Here is a 23,467-nt window from a genome sequence, read left to right as displayed (position 1 = left end):
GAGGCTTTATAAAATCATCACTGGGTTAATCTTAATTGTTCTCAATCCCAATGAGATTTTTCAATTCATCTAATAGTTTTGTTTGGGAATGACTTTGCCTAATGAATGCCTGAATTTCAGACAAATCATCTGCGAACTGGTTCGAACTTCGTCTCTATTTGCCCGCAAGCTTTAAGCCCTCAGGTCGAAAGATCTGAAGGCCTTCAGATTATGATAAAAAGCCTGGCTTTCTGAATGAGAAAGCCAGGCCTTTAAATTTACTTCACTGATATTTTCCCGACAGCGATCTTCGTTTTGCCAAACATCCTATCATTACGTCCTACCAGATACAGGTTATTTCCTAATACGACGCCTTTCCTTGGCATAGCAGTAGGTATTTCCTTGTTATTGAAAATCATCTTACGGCTCATCTTACCTGTCAGCTCATCAACGGAAATCATAAAACAATCTGATTTACCAAACCGCGTAACAGACTTTACCTTCTGTCCGGATTGAGTTACACCGGCATTTTTAGGATTATCATTCAGCACAAGGTTAATGGTATTACCAGATCTGACCACACCAAATCCTGAATAGAATGGCATTTTCAAAGAAGAAAAGAAACTGAAACCGCTAATTGTTGCACCACCACCGGTTGAAGTTGTGCCAACGGCATATCTTTCGCTCTGAGATTTAGGTAATACCTGTAACCAGTCAATTTCACCCTGGGGCGCCACTTTACACATCAGCAAGTCACCGCTTGAATATACCCTGTAGGTAGTGTATGACCAGTGTCCGGGGGCACCATTTGTACCTGGTGTGTAAGTTGAAGTAGTATAAGTATAGGTATCAAAAGATTCAGCCAGTATCATCAACCCACCATCTGAGGAGTAGAAGATCTTTCTGAACTGCATGTACCGGGAGAAACCTTCTCCTTCTTCCTTGGTATCCTGCTTACCATCTTTTGTGTTTTCTTTCCCTGCTTTAGCTGTTTTACTGTCTTTACTGTTTTTAGCGTCTTTATCTTCTTTGGCGTCTTTGCGTTCTTTGTCTTTCTTATTGTCTTTAGTTTCCTTACCATCTTCCTTATCATCATCTTCTACATTATCACCATTAGACAGCATTGCATCATTAATGGCTTTATCGATTGTGGAAATCACTTTCCCTGTATTGACATCGATCCTTTGCACCAGCAGCCCATTTACTCTCCGGCTTTTCTTTTCATTGCTATAGAATGCAGCCAGTATCAGGTCCTGGTTCTTTTCCTGCAGCAATTTGGTACTGCTCAGCCATTTACCATTAACGGTTGTATTAATTTCTGATTCCTGTTTGCCGGCTTCATTATACACGCGAATATTGTAATGGTTAAAGTCGAGGAACTTTTCCTTTTTCTTTTTACCTTCTTCATATTCATAAGTACGACCGACCAGGATTATCTTTCGGTTGATAGTATATATCACATCTTCCAGCTGGTATTTTTTTGCTTCAAATTCATTTGAGATCACCACAGGTTTAGCACCCTTCAGTTTACTGTCAAACTCCTGCACCTTGTACTCGTTCATTTCTTTTCCCTGTATACTGCTCACCAGCACCATCTTTGAGCTGTCAGCATTGTAGGTCAGTTTGAACTCAATCTTATCCTTCTTTGATTCCTGCTGGAAGGATGCCACCCGTTGCCATCTTACAGTCAGATCGCCGGATGCTTTATTCACTTTTGCTGCGAATAATTCAAGCATTCTGTCTCCCCGGCTATAGGAGGATGCAAAAATGAACAAGTCATTGCCTAAGGGGAAAAATTGTTCAAATTCTTTACCACGCAGATCTTTATTATAGTTGCGACGGTAAATTTCTGAAAGGTTGGCGTTCATTTTTATAAGCGTTCCCGATCCTCTGAAGGTAGCGCCAACCACAAAATAAGATTTCATTTTTATGTGGGCTTCTTCCAGGTAGATGCCTGTATTGTCTGTGCAAACTACTTTAAGGTCTGTTGAGCCTTTTTTAAGTTTGATGTCCTCCCCCCAATTTACGGAAGATTTTTGCTGGGCTAAACTGGGAATGCTGATCGAAAGTGTTAACAAGTAGAGATAAATAAATTTCATGTGTATGGGATAATTAAAAATATAGGGACAATGATATGACAATAAACGGTAAAGAAAAATGATTTTCCGGGCGTTTTTTTAAATAAAATTGGATGGGTATGCCGCTACGCAGAATGCCTGTAGGGGAAACCAGGTTCGTTACTAACTATCCTAGTTCACCGCGCAAAAACTATTATTGTGCATTAACCGATGAAAAAAACTCTCGGCTTTTACTTAATGTTTATCCTTAATAGTGATGCTTACATAAATATTTGTAAACAATTAAAGACATGAGAGTCGGGAAATTTAAAAATTCTGATAAAAAATCAAAGACAAAATCAGGTCGGTGAAAGGCGTGTTTAAGGGTTTCGGCTATAAAAGTTAATGGTGTTCACCATTTTAGCAGTATAAGCCGCCAAAATTGGCCATGAAAGGTGATATTAGTCATTATAAAAATTGAGTATAAAATTATAATCCTATTGATATTTGTTTTTTATTTGCATTAATTATTAAGAGTAATACCTACGAAAAGATAGCCCGATTAAAATATCAAAGATTCTGTACGATATCCCTGATCTTTTGATATTCTGTAATGACGTATGCTATTTTGTTTGTACCATTATTTAACTGCAGTATTTAATTATTATTCAAATGCCTTGGGGGACGTGAATGATTTCCATTACTGTTTGAACCTTTAAATCATGTGTAAAATGCTGAAAAAGGCATTACCGGTAGTCTGTTGCCTACTATTGGTAATGCTTGGGCACCGTGCATTTGCCGGTGAGCCGTACCTATCCCTTTTACCCGTTAGCCCTGACACCATTCCTTCCGACCTGGGAGATCGTGCGTTGTTAAGTCAGCCAGCTTTGAAACAGGCCGTTATTACGGCTGTAAATCAGCGGGCAGGACCAGATAGTATACATGCAAGTGCACCTACTCCTGATAGTATTCCTTTCAGCAAATTAGGCTTAAGTGGCATGAACTCTTCTGCCAAAGGAGCTTTTACCCAATACCTTGAATCTGGTAAGAGTACAATCGGTATGGCACGTATGAAAACCATGTTCAATGATATGAAGGATAGCTCCAAAACGGCTTCTTATATCGATAATAAGTTGCGCGGTTTTTATGCGTTAAGGAACAACAACCCCGTCAGTGGTAAGTTTAGCTTACCAGGCAAACCTCAGAACCAACTAAAAGGTGTCTCCTGGACCACTACTTATATGGATACTACCGCTATGATGTCCGGCTGGTGGAATGAAGGTGTGGTACAGGATGTTGTAAAACTAGGTGGTATCCCCATTCAAATTAATTACTCCACTTTATCCGGTTATAATTATGCCGGCCCTTCACTCAATGATGCTCATTTCGTACAGTTCTCTTTTGACAGGGAAGCTTATTTGAGTGATGTGAACAGCCAGCTGACGAAGAACTATGATTTAAAGAAATACTTCCTGGAAGACCTGGATATCAAAAGTAGCATGCAATCTTATGCAACTTCCTCCCTAAAAGCGCTCGAACAGGAAGGCATGAAAAATAAGATCAATGGTGATCAGCTCATGTATTATGATACCGCACAGCTACGCCAGTCTATCATGGGCTCCTCCTCGCCTATCAGTTTTTCTGCCGATTCTGCCAAACTATTAGCTGCTTCAAAAGATAGTAATGACCAGGTTTTATACAAACGATATCAACAGTCTGAATATTACCGTAAAGTGCTGGCATTGAAAAGCCAGATAGGTGATGTGAAAGAAATGAACCAGTTGCTGGGCAACCAGAAGCAGGTAAGTGGGAACATCGAAAACTGGATGCAGCAAGATGAGAACACGGCTAAAATGGGCGGAAAACTTTTGCAGATGAGCTTTTTGCAAAAGATGATGGCGAACATGCAATCCCTGAAAGCGGGTAGTGTGGGTGATTCAAATAGCTTGTTTATGTCTGGTGTGGCAGGGTCTTTCCTCAAAGATAATAAAGCCATCAGTCTCCTCGCAGGTAACAGCAGCGAACTGGGTATACAGGATGTTGGGATGCAATCTGCTACTGGTAAGACTTCTTACAGTATGCAAGGTGTATCACTTAGTAAAGGTGGTACTTCTTTCTCTGCCTTGAATGCTAACTCAAAAGCTCAAACGAATAGTGGTTTCAATACTTCCGCCATCAGCAGGAATGTATTTGTGGGATCTGTCGGGGAGAAAGTAAGCCTGGGTTCTTTGGGGACGCTTGATGTGACGCTCTCTAAATCCAGCAGTACCTATGGTAATTCCTCTGATGCTGCAGGTGTTTCCAAATCTGCTGCCGGTGCCCTGCTGGACGATCTATGGGCAACTGCATCTGTAGGTCTTACTTTGAATGGTAGTGTGAAGGAATGGGGCATGACCCATAAGGTATATGTTAACTACTCCGGTCTGGGATATGTAAATCCCGGCGCTCCTTTCGCCAGCAGAGGTACCATGCAATATGGCTTTTATGTAAAACGAGCCTGGAAGAAAAATAAAGCGACCGTAAGTGTACGTACTGACATTCGTGACCTTGCGACTTCTGCTACCACCAGTACGAAACGAACCAGTATGACCTATGCGGTGGACGGCCGCTACCGCTTTACAAAGAAAGTAACTGTTGGGATGAATCTCTTACAAAGTTCTCTTCGTGAAGATAAGACCACTGCTTATATGAACCGCAAGATCACCTTCACTTCCCAGGTAAATGGCAAGATCGATGGTCATGTATTCAGCAATAGTTCCACGCTGGGTATTCAGCAGTTGAATTACCTGCCTGTGAAAACATTGTTCCTGAACATAGGTTCTGCCCAGACAGTCGTAGCCGGTCCTGGTATGGTGATCGTCAACTTAAGCTATAGCCGTGATGTCAATAACGCAGCTGTGTACAATAATATCCTGAATACAGAAGGTGGTTATCAATATACCCTTGGTAAAAAAACAACTTGCAGCAGCTCGCTGATCTATATGAACAGTGTTGATGTGGTTGAACAGATTGGTGTTCGTCAGCAGGCGGCGACTCAATTGTATAAGCGCTGGAATGTAAGTCTATCTGCCGATGTAAGAAAAAACCTGTTCAACTCCTCCGCCAACTATTACTACGGAAAATTCAATACTGCTATGGCAGTACAATACCTGATAAAATAACAGCAATATGAAGAATGGACTTAGACTTTTAATGACTGCGCTGTTTGGTATGTTATGCCTGCAGGGCAAAGCCCAATACACTTTCACATTTATTCCAGAGGTACAGGGTCGATCAATCGACAATATTTATAAAGTACGTATCAGCAATACGGGTAGCACGACTACTGCCAACCTGCGTATTGTAGTGACAGAAGCACAAGCTGGTGCGGTGGTCACCATTGATGTACCACAGTTTCAGCTCATGCCAGGTAGTGGTACTATACCGCCAGCTGCCGTTTATCATGCCGCTGTAGGCTTTGGCAATAATAAGATCGCTACAATCATCCGCCAGAGTGGTTACTTCCCTGAAGGGGATTATGAATACTGCTTTCAACTCTATGAAGGGGGAAACCACAATAGTGAATTGCTGGGCGAACAATGTTTCAATTATGAACTGGAGCCCTTTACCAATATGCAGTTGATATCTCCATATGATGAAGACAAGATCTGTGATAAGCGCCCTTCGTTCAACTGGCAGCCTTTGATCCCTTCAGTGAATGGTGCCCAATACCGCCTGTTGCTGGTAGAAGTAAAGGATAGACAACAGCCGGTTGAAGCATTGCGTATGAATCTCGCTATTATCAATCAACGTGATATCCCTATGCCCATGTTGTTATATCCTTCTATTGCCAATGAGCTGGTAGAAGGTAAACAATATGCATGGCAGGTAACTGCTTATCAGAACGAGCTGATACTGGCTCAGTCAGAGATCTGGTCTTTCACCGTGGATTGTGAAAAAGATACGACCACCTTGCCAGTAGAGGCTTTCAGAAATATTGATGACCTGACCAGAGGTAACTTCTATATCGCAAGAGGACAGTTATTATTTGCCTTGCAAAATAACTATGCGAAAGCTGACCTGACTTACAGCATCCGCTGTTTGACAAAGCCTGATCAGACTGTGAAGAAACTCCCTACTGTATCACTTGACAAAGGATACAACGAGGTGACCATTGACCTGACAGACAATACCAGTTTCAAAGATGGGTATTACTACATCATGGATGTGAAATTGCCGGACGGTACGCGTAAACAATTAAGATTCATTTATAAACAAGCGGAATGAGAGCTGGAGTAACTATACTGGCATTGCTGTTACTATTGGCTGCATGCAAAAAGCGTGAGCCATCAACTGTAATAGCAGAAAGGGAAATGAGTGATTACCGGATGTACCTGCATAGCATGAAAGAAAAGAAAGAGGATGCCTCTACAATGTACTTCATGTTTGTCGTAAAAGCCATCAATGGGCAAAAGTTGCCATCCGGAACGGATAGTCGTTTTAACTACGGTGTCGATTCTCTTTTTTATATGGTAAATGGAAAGGATACCCTGCCTGCGCTGGATGCTGTGCGTATGGCGAATGGTAACCTGGATGGTATACAATATATGCTGGTCTTTGACCGGCCAGAGACAGCTGATACGTTGAGACGTGTCGTTTTCAGGGATTGGTTATTTACCAGTCACATTATCAGCTTTCCATTTAAGCAGCAATAATTACTAACAAGGACTTTTAAGACTGAAGATATGATAATCAGTAGTATTCGTGCCCGTAAGCGGATTGCCTGTTTTTTCCTTGCGTTGCTAACAACGCAGGGATTAATACCCGCAACTACTTATGCGCTTACTTCCGGACCTGTACAACCAGAAGCAAGAGGCTTTACGCCGGCAAATACCAATGACCTGGTAGACGTGTTTACCGGGGATTTTAAATACAATGTTCCACTGGGCAGTGTGGGTGGTTACCCACTCAACCTGAGTTACAGATCAGGTACCGGTATGGATGATGAAGCCAGCTGGGTGGGGCTTGGCTGGAGTTTGAATGTAGGTGCCATCAATCGTCAGCTGAGAGGTGTGGCAGATGATAGCTATGGAGACCAGGTGGTGACACATGATGATATGAAAGAGAAAATCGTGTATGGCGGTATGGCCAGTGTAAGAGGTGAAGTGTTTGGTGGTATGGTGAGTGGCTCCCTGTCAGTAGGTGTGTTTAATGATAACTATACAGGTGTTGGTGCATCAGTGGGTGTCAATGCAGGTTTGTCATTATCTAAATTCACGGGGGGGGCTATTACACCTGGTTTAAATGTGGGGATTACATCCAGTACACAGAGTGGGGTAACGGTAACGCCTAGTATCTCTTTGTCTTTTACAAAACAAATTAATGACTATAATTCTACCAGCATTAAAGCATCTGTAGGTATCGGCTACAATACCCGCGAAGGATTGAAGGATCTGACATTAGGTACTTCTTTTTCTGTGAAGGGTACTAAAATAGAGGAAATTAAAAATGAGGATGGTACAATTAAGTCCATTAAAAAGTCGGATGGTGGTAGTAGCAGTATTAACGGGATCGGTTCTTCTATCAGTTTTAATACGCCTGCATTTTATCCAAAGACGAATGTTCCTTTTACCTCCAGCGGTTTTACATTTAGCCTGGATGCAGGCCCTGCAGGACAAGGTGCATTTGGTGGTATTGGAGGATCTGGTTATAAGACCGTTAGAAAGATCGCCAATAAAGTGCGTAGTATGCCTGCTTATGGTTTCCTGTATGCTGATAAGGGAAAAGATGTGAAGAATGCGTTGATGGATTTCATGCGTGAAAAAGAAAACCCTGTTATACCTGAACTGAAAAATCTGCCATTGCCTATTGCCACCCCCGATCTATTTGCTTATACCAACCAGGCAGGTAGTGGTGAGTTTCGCCTATATCGTAATAGTACCGGCGTGTTTTTTGACAATGCTACCGAAGAAGTTACGGAAAATAATTCTGCCAGCGCTGAAGTGGGCGTAGGTGCCTATGGACATGCCGGTACTTCTATATACAACCAGACTGCAACTAATTCTAATGGCAAATGGGTGGATGGCAACAACTTCCTTGCCAATGGAGACTTCGCTGCCACCAATGGTAAAAGCGAAGAATCTGCTTATTTCAAGCAGGTAGGTGAGAAAGAATCAGCTGATCCTACTTTTTATAATCGTGTACTGGGTGATGATGCGGTAAATGTGCCGCTGAGTGGCAAAAAAGCAACTGGTGTATTACGCAATGCTGATAAATCAAAATCAATATCCGGTACTCCACTCAGGAAAGACGGCCGCCAGGTACGTCATACAGCTATTATGGCGCTGACAGCAGATGAAGCCAGAACCGCGGGGTTTGACAAAGAGATCCTGAGTTTTCCTCTTCCTGTGAACACGGATCAAGCAGCTTTCAGTCCTGATGCTTATAGTAAACTCAGCCCTACCTCCGATGCCAGACAAGGTGATTTCAGAAAAGCGAAACACATTTCTGAGTTCACAGTCATGGGTGACGATGGTAAAAGGATGATCTATGGTATTCCTGTTTATAATAAAAAGCAGGTAGAGTACACTTTTGCAACAACGAATACGCCTGATCCAACTACGAATCTCGTTACAATTCCCAGCACAGCAGGATTTGGACATGCAGATTCTAAGAAAACTGATAATTATTATCATAGGGAAGAACAACCTGCTTATGCCACATCCTGGCTGCTAACACAGATCCTGTCACCTGATTATGTAGATCTGACAGGGGATGGTATTACTGAAGATGACAGAGGTACTGCCGTTAAATTTAATTATACCAGGACAGCCACTAACTATAGCTGGAGAACCCCGGTAGCTCCCAATAAAGCGAATTTTCACCGTGGTCTGAATGCTGATCCTGACGATAATAAAGCATCTTTTGTATATGGTGAAAAGGAACTCTGGTACATTACATCTATTGAATCCAAAGATGAAGTTGCTTATTTTATTACCAGTGACAGGGAGGATGCGAAGGCAGTAGATTCCCTCGGGAATAAAATGTCTGCTGCTTCAGGGCAAAAACGACTGGATACGATCAAGATATTTTCCAGGGGGGATTTAAAAACACCTAAGAAGACGATTGTATTCAATTATAATAATTCAACTATTCTTTGTCATAACACGCCTAACAGTGATTCAAGAGCTAATGGTAAACTCACCCTGTACTCCGTACATTTTAATTACAGGTCATCTACTGGTGGTACCTATCATCCGTATTGGTTCAATTATGGTAATAACCCTGATTATGCTTTCCTGAGTACTGACCGTTGGGGTATGTATAAAGGTAGTTCAGATAATGAAAATTCTGGTTTTGGTGAGATGGACAATATGGAGTTTCCATACACCAAATCAGATTATGACTCCAGGTGGGAGAATGCGGATACTTATCAGCTGACAACCATAGAGCTACCATCGGGAGGAACTATCAATGTCGGTTATGAATCGGATGACTATGCCTATGTACAGGACCAGCGGGCAATGCAAATGGCGCGAGTCACGAAATTGATAACGAATGGTGGAGAAACGAACAGTTTTAAAGATGCTAAAGGAATAGAAATAGAGGTGCCTGCAAGTGATGAAGGTAGTACGATACAAAACACTGCCGATTTTAAAAAGAAATACCTGAATGGATCTGATTACCTGTATGCAAAATTCTATGTGAATATGACGGATGATCCTACGATTACAACGGATGATCATTTTGATTTTGTTTCTGCGTATGGTAAAGTAAAAACGGCGACCAAAGATGGAAGAAAGATAAGCGTCGTTTTTGAGGATGACGAAGATGGAGGTGTCAGTGTGAATCCATTTATTAGTGCAGCCTGGCAGCGGATGCGCCTGGAATACCAGCGATATGCATACCCGGGATATAATAACCGTATCAACGACGATAAGCCTGTAAAAGCTGTTATATCAGCTTTACTGAATGCGTTGAAAACAATGGGGGAGCTGACCACCAATTTCAATAAACGTGCTTATAAGAAAGGTTTTGCAAATACCGTCAAGCTCAATAAGTGCATGGCGAGGTTAGTAAGACGGGATGGACATAAACTGGGAGGTGGTATCAGGGTATCTTACCTTTCACTGAGTGATGGCTGGTCCCGTATGGATGGGGAGCAGAGTGATTACTATTATCAGCAGGGATATGAATACACAATTACTGAAAACGGTGAAACGATCAGTAGTGGCGTAGCTACTTTTGAACCTTCATTAGGTGGTGATGAAAATGCCATGCACCTGCCTGTCAATTATACACAGGATGTAAAGTGGGGGTTGAGCAATTACTTCTACCTGGAACAACCTATGGGAGAAAGTTTATTCCCGGCGCCGTCTGTGGGCTACCGAAAAGTGACGGTATATAATTATGACAAGGATTATAATCTTTCGTTGAAGGCTGGTTATACATCCAAAGAATTCTATACATCCAAAGAATATCCTGTTGTCGTGAAACAAACACCTTTGGAAAGTTACCTGCATAATCCTGTCGGGTGGTCTAATTTCTTCGGTGGCAGTACCACTTATGAGCTGGCAATGTCGCAGGGATATGCTTTGATCCTGAATGATATGCATGGAAAACCTAAGCTGGATCAGGAATTTAACCAATCGGGCGATGAGGTATCTGCTGTAGAATATTTTTATAATTCAACGGAAGAGGGTGGAACTTATCGTATCAGTAATACAGTGGATGTAGTGGATAATAATGGTCAGATCACTAAAAACCAGGTGATTGGCAGAGAGGTGGATGTGTTTGCAGACATGCGGTCCAGTGAACTGTATAATACTGGTCGAAGCATCAATATTGGTTTTGATGTTTTGGCAATTGGCCCATGGCCTATACCAGTACCGCATTTTCCATGGAATAGCAATACGGATTACAGGTCCTTTAATTCTGCCAGTGTTGTAAAGACAATTCAATATTATGGGACTGTATCCAAAATAGAAAAGCGGATAAATGGCTCCAGTATATCTACACAAACATTGTTGTATGATAAATATACAGGGGAACCTGTGTTGACCCAGACACAGAATGAATTCAATGATCCTGTTTATAACCTGAGTATCCCTGCTTACTGGATGTATAGTCGTATGGGGATGGCTTATAAGAATATGGGTATGCTGCTGTCTGGTTTCTCTACAGACGGGAATGCTGTTGTTTCCGGTACTTATTCTCCTTACTTAACAGCTGGTGATGAACTGGTGGATGTTGGTAATGGCTACCAGTTATGGGTAGTGAATTCTCCCACATCCACTGGTGGTACGAGTGCATTGAGAGTGATAGATGGTGTGGGAAGGGTAGTGAAAGGATATGCAGGAAATGTAAAAGTAGTGAGGTCTGGTTATCGAAACGTACTGAATAACGAGGCCACTGTGATTACCTGTTTGAAAAATCCTGTCGAAGGAACAAAACTGGTAGCACTTAATAATGAAGACCTGACAAGGTTAAAGGTGATCAATGCTTCTGCAGTATTATATGAGGAGGCATGGGGACAGGAAGCGGATTGTAATATCAAAAGTTGTCCGACTGGTTATAATGAAGGACCTAATGGTGATTGTGTGATCAAAGCGAATTACACCACTGCTCCCAAATTATTCCAACTTGTACATGGCGATGTGTCATCGTTATATGGTAAAAGAGGAGCATTCTTTTTTGACAAAGACACCAGGGAGCAAATTGCTACCAGTACCGGTGCTTACTGGATGGGAGGCAATAACTGTGTGGGATGTGACCGGTTGAGTAAAACCGGTATCTGGTTAAAAACACTGGATATAGGTCGCTGGTTTGGGGTAGCCACTTGTATCACCGTTCCTACTGAAGGGGACTACTTTTTTGGGTATGGATCTGATGACCTGATGCGTTTGTATATAGATGGCGCCAAGGTAGATAGTTTCCGGGGGGCTAGCGAAAGCTTCCATGAGGCATGGAGGATCTATCCTTATCACCTGACAGCAGGTAAGCATACCATTCGCTTTGATGCGGCAAGTAGTAAGGGCGATCAATCAGTGGCACTTGATATATATAATAATATGGATCTGGCCACATTGAAAGAAGGTGACCCTGGTAAGATCAGCACCTTGTTTACTTCTTCTGACCTGCTTGACAGAACGGATGTATTGATCTTCTATACAGATGGTTATGGCAATAATTTAGGGCAAAATTATGGCTGTACATCAGGACAGGCTTTGAATTTATGCGATGGTATGGTGACCTGTGGTTTGGCAAGGCCTAAAGGTAGTTGTCCGGATGGATTTACACCAAGTGCGGATGGGCAGGCATGTAATCCTTCAAGTAGTACTATTAATACCAGTGCGGGATTGAATATCGCAAATGGCAGCAAGTGGTCTGAATACAGCCAAGAGGGAGCCATCATCTATGATGAACTGGGGATACCTGTTACTACGATCAAGAGCAATTATTGGGGTACAGATACCTGCGCGACTTCTCAATCACGTGTATCTGTTTCAAGTTCCGCAAGCTATTGTGGCAGATTAAATACAGTAGGATTCTGGTTAAATAGTGATTATGGTAATCAATGGATAGGAGTAAAGGCTTGTCTGAAAGTACCAGAGACCAGGACTTATTACCTGGGATATGGTGTAGATAATAGTGCTAAAATTTATATAGATGACGTGCTGTACATATCTGATATGGGAGCTGTAGAGGAGGCATACCATCAATGGAAGGTATATCCCATCTATTTGGCAGCAGGTCAACACGTGATCCGTATAGAAGCACAAAATGAGTTAGATGCAAGAGCTGTCGGTGTAGAGGTCTATAATAACACCATTGAGCAGCTTGTGAATACCAGTATCACGCCAACGACTATTTTCACCACGGCCGATTTCCAGGATGGCAAGACTTATTTTACTTATGTAAAAGATGTTGTTGGCAATGAAGTGGTAGAAAGTAAATTCAATTGTACAGTAGGTCAGGTGGATGTTTGTGCTGAACCTTTGGGCTGCCCTGCTATACCGAATGGCGTTGTGTTAAACCCATATGTAAATGGTTACCTTGGTAACTGGCTGCCATCTCAACAAAAAGTATGGATGGCCAACCGCTCCGGACAAACCCTGGTCACTGATAATACGGTGAACCCTGAAATCCGTAATAACGGCTACCTGCCTGGCTTCTATCCATTCTGGTGGTATGATGCCAGCTGGAATACCTCTACCAGTACAAACTGGGTAACAGCTACTACCAGCACTTTGTATGACAGGCAATCACAGGAAGTAGAAAGTAAAAATGCCCTGAATATCTATAGTGCTGCCAGGTTTGGTTTTAAAGAAACAAAACCGCTGGCAGTGGGAGGTAATATGAAGCAGCGGGAAATGTACACAGATGCATTTGAGGATTATGGGTTCAATGCACTAAATATTACCAATGCCATCTGCAAACCTGATAATTTCAACATATACAATGTATATGGCAGCAGCAACCTTGATGAAACCATAGCGCATACGGGTAATTATAGCCTAAAGCTCCCTGCAGCTGGTATTAACCTGTCCAGTTATGTATACTCTTATGAACATACTCCTGGTATTTACCTGGCCAATAACCAGTTTGGTGAATATTACCGTCAGCCGGCATCCTGGCTGGGACTGAGAGGATTCTGTCCTTTTCCGGGCAGGGATTATGTTTTTTCTGTTTGGGTGTATGATAATGCAGGTCCGGCTTCCACGCCAGGCCTCACTGTAAAAGTGAATGATGGGGCACATACTGTAACACTGAAGAAGAAAGCAGCTGTAGAAGGCTGGAAACTCATGGAAGGTACGATCTCCAAAGATTGGATAGGCACTACCGAAATGGGCAGTTTCAGCCTCAGTATCACCGGTGCAGGGTTGAGAATTGATGATATCAGGATCTTCCCATTCGATGGTCAGATGAAGTCATATGTGTATAGTGATAAAACCCAGTGGCTGATGGCAGAACTGGATGAAAATAACTATGCTACATTCTATGAATATGATGAAGAAGGTGCACTGATACGGACTAAGAAGGAGACAGAACGTGGTATCATGACTATTAAAGAAAACCGTTCTCAAATAAGGTATAGTCCATTTTAATTGCTAATAACATGAAGAATATACATAAGAAAATAGTAATTGTTGGCCTGGTGACGGTAGTAGCAGCTGGCGCTATTGCAGGTGTAAGAAAGTGGGTGAGTACACCGGCTAAAGAAGAAGATATGTCAATGGAGGAGCTTTTTGCTCCTCCCAAAGGCATCAAACTCAGTAAAGAAGAAATAGCCACGCTGGCAGATATGTCGAAAGTATTGCACCAGCTGGATACATTGAAGGTATACACCTTAAGCGGGTCTTATGCTGTGCAGGATCTGGCTGATTCAAGCAATAATATGCAGGCTGACTTTTTCTATACAAGGCAGGATAGTACGGCTTATTATCGAATTGGTCAACAGGAAATGATTGCTCTTTCAGAATGCTTTATTACTGTAGATCACGCGACAAGAAAGATCTTTCTGGCTCCACACAAAACAGTGAATTCTCCATTTAATTCACCATTGGATGAGGAGAATAAATACATCGCCAGGGAATCATATCATGTATCAAGGTCGGATAAAGGTGGATTATCAAAGGTCACGTTGTTTAATGATACCCATGTGAGCTGCAGAGAATACAATTTATTATTTGATAGTACTGGCACGATCAGACAGACAGATATGCGGATGACGGATCCTTTGCGTGCCACTGACCATACAAAGGATAAGCTGGTTGTGATGAAAATAAACAACTGGCAGATGGGGATTGCAAAAGCGCCGTTGTTGCGGATGGATAAATATGTTCATGTCCGTAGCGGAGTGATTACATCTGCGATCAATGACTATGAATTAGTCAGGTATTAACATCAGTAGTTAAAGGATATATGTTATGCGACTAAATTCTTTAATAAAGAATAAAACATTATTTAGTTACCATTTATATCGGCCTATGCCTAAGATTGTTTGCTATCCTGTCCGGTTTATCACCTTATTATTTATCTCCCTGCTTGTAGGGCTCATGAGCCATGCCGCTACTGGTCCGGGTATAGAAACCTACCAGCACGAAAAGAAGGGAAAATTTAAGCAAGGTGATACCCTGATCGTAAAGGATGAAAAGTTTGAAAACTCAGCCGTTGACTGGAGTAAGATTAATAACCGAAAGGTGACGAATATTATTACCCTGAGCCTGGATAAAGATGAAGTTAATAAGATCACCCAGGCGTTTTCAGCGGAAATGAAGATAAAGATTGAATACTGGTCACAACCTAACCAGGCGGATCCGGGTGTTTTAGACAATATTAAACTGAAAGTAACCTATGATCCAACTACAGGGGCAAGTTACCAGTCTTCCGCGGATTATCACTTTGATAATTCGTACAAAGTGCAGATAACTATTGAGGATTTTACCAGTGCAGAGTTGGGAGACGATTTGCCGGCCGCTTTTCATCTGATGGGGCAGGTGATTGTAGAACGTACATATGATATAGATAATAATACGCCCATTATAACGCATGTTACAATGGGGCCTTCCAATTCCACTGCTTACCAGGCATCATTGACCTGGAATAAGTTGGATGGTGCACAGGAATATGATCTTGAATGGACGTTTATATATTCGGGTACTGATTTTGGCAGGGAGCTCAATGCCAGTTATCCTGATTTTACTGTGCCGATGGTACAGAAGATGTTTAAAAACAATGCTACACGCGTAACGGTACAACAGGAATATTATGATATTACCCAGACAAGTTATAATTCATTTATATTAATACGTATTCGTCCTGTTCATTATGATGATGAAGGCTACCGTATTGAGGGCGATTGGAACTACGAGCTGGAACGTGATGATAATACCTTCATCGGGGCTATGGATGTTCCTGCAGCCGGGAGGCAGTCCAATTTTAACTGGACCTATGATGCGGCCTATGCAGAGGACGGTAAACGAAAAGAAGTGATCCATTTCCTGGATGGCTCTTTACGTGAGCGTCAGGCGGTGACCCTCAGCAACACGGAGCAGAAAGCGGTTGTGCAGGAGATATTGTATGATGAAGTCGGGCGTCCTGTTGTAAATATAATGCCGGCGCCGGTGAATAATAATTCCCTTAAATATTATAAGGGATTGCATCCTGCTACTGATGGTAATACTTATGATTATAGCTATGCATATGGCAACAATACAGATTGTATAGCTACACCAGCACCTTTGGGTACAACTGGTTACGATGATGTAGATAACTCCAATACAAGTGTAACAGTAGGTGGTGCGGGGCAGTATTATTCTCCTGATAACGTATTTTATAATCTTGATAATAATTCTGTTAATAAATACACACCTGATGCGGGAGGATATCCTTTCTCTGTAACCAGGTATACTACAGATAACACCAATCGTGTAACGGTAAAGGGTGGCGTAGGGGCATTATTTCAGCCGGGGCCTGATCAGGCAACCAGCAAGGCTGTAAGAATCTATTACGGAACACCTGATCAGTGGGAACTGGACAGGTTATTTGGTAATGATGTCGGTTTTGCCAGCCATTACCTGAAAACGATGACTGTAGATGGGAATGGACAGATTGGAATATCATATGCCAACGCATCAGGTAAAGTAATTGCCAGCGCATTGGCGGGTGATGCACCTGAAGGTTTGGATGAGCTGCCCGGCAAACCCGCAACTCATGAGGTCACTGCTATTATTATAGACACAAGCCAGTTCAAATTTGATGCTGCCAGGTTATCCATGTCAGCGGTCAAAACGTATCTGAATGCGGTGCCTGGTCCTGTGACGATCACATATAATATTGCACAGTTGATTAAGACGTATGAGGAAAATAGTGTGAAGATCTGTAGCAACTGTTACTATGAGCTGAATATACAGGTCACTGATGATTGTAATGAAGTAGTGTATCACAATGAAAGTCCTATTCCTGTTGGAAGTCTGACCAGTAATTGTAGTAATACAGCGGTGAGTACAGGTTCTATTCCTGCCACCTTTGGTAAGGCCGGACCTTATTACATCACCTTTACCCTGAGCTTGTCACAGACCGCTATAGATAATTATACCAGCGATTTTGTAAGCAGTAATACCAATTTGCGTAGTCAGTGGAGTTTTGTATATCCCACATTAAATGAAAAGGATTTTGATGCCTGTTTCAATGATTGTGCAACTTGTCTGACCTCTCTTGGTACTAAAGTTGACTTCGTGAGCCGGATAGTCACCGAATTGACAAAGGATGCAAACCTGGTGGCCAAGACAGACTCTATTACGCAGTGGGCAGGTGTAAAGTATGACGCATTGTATAACCAGTGTCAGCTTTTACAGAGTACCTGTGGTACTTCTCCATGTGATGATATGATGCATTTGATGCTGCAGGATGTAAGTCCGAATGGACAGTATGCATTATTTGATGAATCGGGTTCTCCCCTTGAATTGGGAATAAACGTATTGTATAATAACTGGCGTACTGTTTTCCCGATCATTAACAATCCTTCTAATGTAAATTATCAGAAAAATCTGGTGGAACTGGGTAATGGACAGACTTCGTCTGCCAATGACCCGGATTTTACACTGGCCATGTTAGTGGAATACTGGAAGTCTGAATGGGCTACCTTGTTCCTGCCTTACCATCCGGAGTATTGTGCCTTGCAATTCTGCCAGGCTTATGGTGTACCTGAAAGCTGGGATGACCGTTTGAAGAATGTTGCGCAGAGTACCACAAACCTGAACACCATTCTGCCGGGTGTTACGTATAGCAGAACAGATGCTTCTTGGCTGGTAAACAATGATCCATTCTTTACCACCTATGCGCCGGATTACAAATCCAGGGTGATCTCTGACCTCTCCAATTATACAACGTTGATGGGGATCACAGGTGTTAGCACAAATACCCTGGCCAATAAAACACTACAGCAATATGTAGATTACATCGTGTATTGTGCGGATGGAGATGGTAATACCAATAGTGTGAACCAGGGAGGAGGAACGACCAGTGATAACTGGAGCTATTGTACTCCGGTAGAGAGCTGTCGTATTCCGGATGTGGAATTCCGTACATACCGTGAACTTTACCTGGAATTGAAACAACGGTATTACCAGGAGATCAGGAGTGCGAATTACTGTGGCAGTGCCTGTGTGGTAGGTAATTCTTCCGGTTTTGTATTTAGCTCCTGTGCGAAGGTAAGTGACTTTGTAATCAGCGAGTCTGATGCTACTTTGTCTGGATGTACCGGAAAGGTAGCTAAGATTACTTATACGGGTATCGGTTTGCCATCAGCTACGACCGTACAATTTTATTATCCTGCAGAAACTGTTGTTGATAATGTGACTTATGTAACAGGCATCACATTTGAAGTTGGACAAACAGAACGCGTATTTTGTGTGCCTGATAATGTGCCTGTCAATACAATCCGTGTTTCAAATGTAATTTGTAATAACAGTGGAAGTAATAGTGGTGATGGTGGTGACGATGAAGATACGAAGTGGGATTGTGCTAACTGGAAGCTGAGTTGGTTCTCACCTATCTATAACAGCCAGGATAATCCTAAGAGTATTGGAGTTTCCTATATTGGTGCTGAAACAATTCCGACAGGAAAATATACTTATGTGGTAGTAAAGGCCACTGTCAATGGAGTAGTGAAATATGGGGCAATAAGGATTGATGCCACTACACTTTCGGGTACGTGGTCACCTGAAAACCCTAACAACCAGTATTCTCTTTTAGATTATGGAATGGTACAAACTCAATGTACCTCTTCCGTGATAGCGTTTGAATCATCATCAGCAGCAAGGACTGCATCAACAGCTACCACTACAGAAGTAGCAACCACTACAGAATCTACAGCTACTATAGCCGCAACAGCCTCTATAGAAGCTACCAGTACCTGTGATGAAGCTTATAAATATAAGATCTCACGTGTTACAAATATTGCCTTTGGTGGTAATATGAATATTCCTTCTACGGCAGCGGCTTTGACAGATAGTCTCAACCTGCAGTTAGCCCAGATGGTGCACTCAAATTGTGAAACCATGGCTGACGATTGGCTGACTAAGCTGGATGCCTGTCTGAATAGCAACTCCACTTATCTTGCTAAAAAGGCAACCTTAAAAGCAGCACTTATCGAGATCTGTGCGGCAGGAGGTGATACATCTCATCTATATGGAGCGAGCACTACTCCAAATGGCACACTGGTAGGAGGTTATAGTTCCTTTAAAGATGCCATCAAAGGTATCCTGGGACTGAGCACTTTCAGCATGATCTGTAACCCATGGTTGATAGATGCACCTTATCCTTATAATGTACAGATGCAGGCATCAGATAAAATAGTCAGTAAGACGAATTTTGCGATCTGTAACAAAGTATCTTCTTTAAAAATTGCATCCGGCACTGCGACTGGGGATAATGATGGATTCTATACCTGGTTGAAAAATCGATTTGGTGATGGAATGACGCTATCAAAAGACGAGTTGCTCACTTTGCAGAATGGATGTGGAAACTGCCGGTTCTTGCTAACCAGCAGCATCAAGTTGCCGGTATTCTTTGATGGGTATGCAAAAGGCGAAGCTAATTACTGGGATTATAATGATGCAGTCAGTGCGTTTAATACGGATATGGGTGGTAGTGTTGATGTAAGTGATGCGAACTATCGGGAGGTATTTACGAACTATATGAACCAGCGTTGGGGCTTTACGCTGACTTATGATGATTATGTAGATTATAAAGCAAAGATAGATGTAGACATCAGTGCAATATTGCTGAATAAGGTTGCTTATCCTACGGTAACAGAAGATCCCTATGCATGTATGGTACAGCAGGTAAATGATGCGGCGGCTACGGGTTATGTATTGTATAATGAATATATAGATGAAGTAAAGAGAATCTTCCGTAAGGAGTACATTGCTTATTGCGGTAGTGTAAAGCCGACGGTGAAGCTGACGGGTCAACAGCAGATCTATCATCATACATTGTATTACTATGATCAGGCGGGTAATCTGGTGCGTACGGTGCCGCCAGAAGGTGTGCACCTGGTAGATGAATCTTTATTTGCCCAGATTGATCGGGCAAGAATACTGGTAGATCCGGTATGTAATTATACTGGTCCGATCACTAATTCCAGTGTGGATTCAGCTATGACGGCTTTAACCAACGTGATTTCGTTAGGTACCAATAGCGCGATGGAATTCTGGATGTATAAGGCGAATGGTGGATCGGTGCAGTTTGTAACCACTACAGGGAGTAGTAAATACCTGGTGAATGTATGTTTGGATGGTCGTTATGCACACCTGGATATATATGATATGACAGTGAGTGGTGGTGCTGTAGATCTGACATCATCTCATCATACAGATGCAGATATGCAGGCTATTCTGCCATTAGGGCAATGGACGCATATTGTGTTGCAGGGTAATGGTTTGGATAATGATAATCGGGATGTTTATATAAATGGAGTAAAGTGCCCGGTGGTGTCTGATGCAACGACTGGAGAATGTGGTTGGGCATTAAGCAGTGGTAGCAGTACGCCGGTGTACCCCCAGGATTTGGGTTATGTAAAACATATGCGTGTGTATAGCCGGCTGATGACGGAGGCAGAGATTGCGGCGAATGCGGCGGATCCTTGTCTGGGGATTAGCACGGCTGGTGATGTTGCATTGAAACCAACTTATTGGTTTAAGTATAATACGCCAACGAGTGGTGTGGGTAGTGTAGGCTCAGATATAACGGAGACATCGGTCACGCCGATTTATCCGACGCATACCCTGGCGACGAGTTATGCATACCAGTCATTGAATGGGGTTACGTTGCAGGCTTCGCCTGATGGAGGTAAAGAGCAACACTGGTTTGATTATCTGGGGCGGGATGTCGCTTCTCAGAATGCAGAACAATTGTCAGGCGCCAAGCATGGTTATTCTACATTTGACGAGCAGAATCGTGTTATTGAAGAGGGTGAGAAGAGTAATGGTAGCACATTGGATAATAGTCTTGCTTTTATTCCACAGTCTATTCTGACTGCATTTGCGTCTTCTGGTACGAATGGTCAGATTACGCGTACCCTGTTTGATAAACAGTATGAAGGATTTGGTTATACGCAGGAGAACCTCCATAAGCGCATCGCTGCAAGGTCTTATCAGGATGGTACTACACCACAGCAGGTTACCTATTATAGTTATGATCAGATAGGGAATGTGAAAACGATGTGGCAACAGATTGAAGGATTTGAAACAAAGCAAATAGAATATAACTATGATCTTGCATCAGGGAAAGTAAATAAACTGCGGTATCAGTATCTGAATACCAGCTCTATTCCTAAAACAGATCAGTTCTACTATGGTTATGAATATGATGCAGATAACAGGGTGGTGAAAGCTGTGACAGGTATTAATTCAGTCAGCACAGATGGCTGGGAGATTGAAAACCCACATACAGATGCACATTATTCCTATTATTTGCATGGTCCTTTATCTCGTACTGAGTTAGGAAATAAGCTGTTAGTACAGGGTATTGACTATGCTTATACCTTGCAGGGGCAACCAAAAGTTGTCAATGGTCAATTCCTGGGTGCGGAGAACGATATGGGGAAGGATGGTTTGGCTGATAATATTCATAGTGTAGTAGGCCCTGATGTATTTGGCTATACACTGGATTATTATACAGGCGATTATACACCGATTGGTAATGTGGGTATCTTCCCATTAACTTGGCAGACTAACAGTACTTCCGCAGCAGGGCATAATCTGTATAACGGCAATGTGAGTCGAGCGACGGTATCATTATCTCAATTCGGCAACACAGTAGGTTACAGTTATAGATATGATCAGTTGAACCGCCTGAAGGCTATGCGCCAGCATCCATTGACAATTGGTGCTACATCATGGGACGCATCAACAGCCGGTACAGCTTACCAGGAAGATGTAACCTATGATGCAAATGGCAATATAATGACTTACAACAGAAATGGTAGTGGGGCGAATGGTAAGCAGGCAGCGATGGATAAATTGATCTATGGTTATAATAGGGATGCATCCGGTTACCTGTTGAATAATCAGTTAGCACAGGTAAAAGATGACATTTCGACAACAGATTATTCCACCGATGTGAAGTCCCAGTCTGATAATAATTATGGTTATGATAAGATAGGGAATTTAGTGAAGGATGTACAAGCTGGCATTTCCGATATTACCTGGACTGTTACCGGTAAAATTAAAAAGATTATCAAATCAGATGGCAGCACAATTGAATACAAATATGATGCAGATGGTAACCGTGTTTATAAAGTATATACTCATGGTACGCAGGTAGATAAAACCTGGTATGTGAGGGATGCAAAAGGAGTTGTACTGGCAATTTATGGCAATAAGGATGGGGATGCCACAATATATTGGAAAGAGCAACAACTGACTGGTTTTAATCGATTAGGTTCCTGGAATCCGGATTTGGATGTATCCGCTGGCAGTAGTGGTACAGTTTGGGGTGCAAGCGGTAAGAAGTTATATGAACTGTCCAATAATTTAGGCAATGTAGTAGCAACAGTAAGTGATGAATTAACAGCTGAAAATGGGGCATTTGTAGTTAGTTCCAATGACTATTATCCGTTTGGTATGATGCAACCTGACAGGGATTATTCTACGTCATCTTATAGATATGGGTTTAATGGGCAGGAGAAGAGTAATGAAATAAAGGGAGAGGGGAATAGTTATACAGCGGAATTTTGGGAGTATGATCCGGGGTTAGGTAGAAGGTGGAATGTGGATCCCCGTCCGGAGGTTAGTTGGAGTCCATATGCTGTAATGCGGGATAACCCTATTTGGTATAATGATCCAGAGGGAGATACTGGTATTTTACAGTCTGGAACAAGTTCACGAGATAATCCAACAGTAGTAGGTACGGCAGCACATGAAGCCTTGTCTGCTTATCTCAACCAGCAAAATCCCATCGAATGGTATACTAGCCTGACTTTACCAAGTGGTAAAAGGCCAGATGTTGTAAACGGGCTTTTAAATCAGGTTTGGGAATTGAAACCAATATCCTATGATCCTTGGAAAGGTAAATATCCTAATTATTTGAAAGCTAAATCTCAAATAGAAGCTTATGTTGCAGAATTAAATCTCGGTACATCTTTCTTAGGAGGAGGAACCTTTAGAAAGGGGACGGACAAAGCATGGGGAATACCAATAAATAATGGAAGGCAGCTTTGGTCAAGAGACGGTAGCTATGTGTTTACTTATTATATTGATAATCCTACAACAGGGTTAATATATTATAATGCAAGGAAGGTACAACAGAAACCACAACCTTCTCCTGTAACTTCACCGGCGGACAAAAAGAACCCTCTAAAAGATATTGATCTACCAATTATAGTACCAGTAGGGGGAGCCGGATTGCTTCCAGAATTTTTATTACCGCTTTAATTATAATTTCAT

At 42.2% G+C, this 23,467-nt stretch carries 7 protein-coding genes; 6 read left to right on the top strand and 1 reads right to left on the bottom strand.

What is annotated here, in order from left to right:
• Positions 1-257: 257 nt before the first annotated feature.
• Positions 258-2,078 (bottom strand): hypothetical protein, encoded by a 1,821-nt coding sequence (locus tag QQL36_RS05210; protein WP_321569208.1) that lies wholly within the window; start codon positions 2,076-2,078, stop codon positions 258-260.
• Between the two features lie 689 nt (positions 2,079-2,767).
• Between QQL36_RS05210 and QQL36_RS05205 the strand changes: the two genes are divergently transcribed.
• The 6 genes from QQL36_RS05205 to QQL36_RS05180 all read left to right on the top strand — a co-directional run bounded on the left by QQL36_RS05205 (position 2,768) and on the right by QQL36_RS05180 (position 23,455).
• Positions 2,768-5,197 (top strand): hypothetical protein, encoded by a 2,430-nt coding sequence (locus tag QQL36_RS05205; protein WP_321569207.1) that lies wholly within the window; start codon positions 2,768-2,770, stop codon positions 5,195-5,197.
• Positions 5,198-5,204: 7 nt separating this feature from the next.
• Positions 5,205-6,302 carry a hypothetical protein gene (locus QQL36_RS05200; RefSeq protein ID WP_321569206.1) on the top strand — a complete coding sequence of 366 codons (1,098 nt, stop codon included), beginning with the start codon at positions 5,205-5,207 and terminating at the stop codon, positions 6,300-6,302.
• Positions 6,299-6,730, top strand: a complete 432-nt coding sequence (locus QQL36_RS05195) for a hypothetical protein (RefSeq protein ID WP_321569205.1) — start codon at positions 6,299-6,301, stop codon at positions 6,728-6,730. The genes QQL36_RS05200 and QQL36_RS05195 overlap by 4 nt, the downstream gene beginning before the upstream one ends.
• 30 nt (positions 6,731-6,760) lie before the next feature.
• Positions 6,761-14,122, top strand: coding sequence for a hypothetical protein (locus QQL36_RS05190; protein WP_321569204.1), 7,362 nt, complete (start codon positions 6,761-6,763; stop codon positions 14,120-14,122).
• An 11-nt stretch (positions 14,123-14,133) separates the two neighbouring features.
• Positions 14,134-14,919 carry a hypothetical protein gene (locus QQL36_RS05185; protein WP_321569203.1) on the top strand — a complete coding sequence of 262 codons (786 nt, stop codon included), beginning with the start codon at positions 14,134-14,136 and terminating at the stop codon, positions 14,917-14,919.
• Positions 14,920-15,004: 85 nt separating this feature from the next.
• Positions 15,005-23,455 (top strand): hypothetical protein, encoded by an 8,451-nt coding sequence (locus QQL36_RS05180; RefSeq protein WP_321569202.1) that lies wholly within the window; start codon positions 15,005-15,007, stop codon positions 23,453-23,455.
• Positions 23,456-23,467: the final 12 nt, after the last annotated feature.

Source organism: Chitinophaga sp. LS1 (assembly GCF_034274695.1).
In the GTDB taxonomy this organism is placed as follows: Bacteria; Bacteroidota; Bacteroidia; order Chitinophagales; family Chitinophagaceae; genus Chitinophaga.
This window is presented reverse-complemented; position numbering and strand designations above follow the sequence as displayed.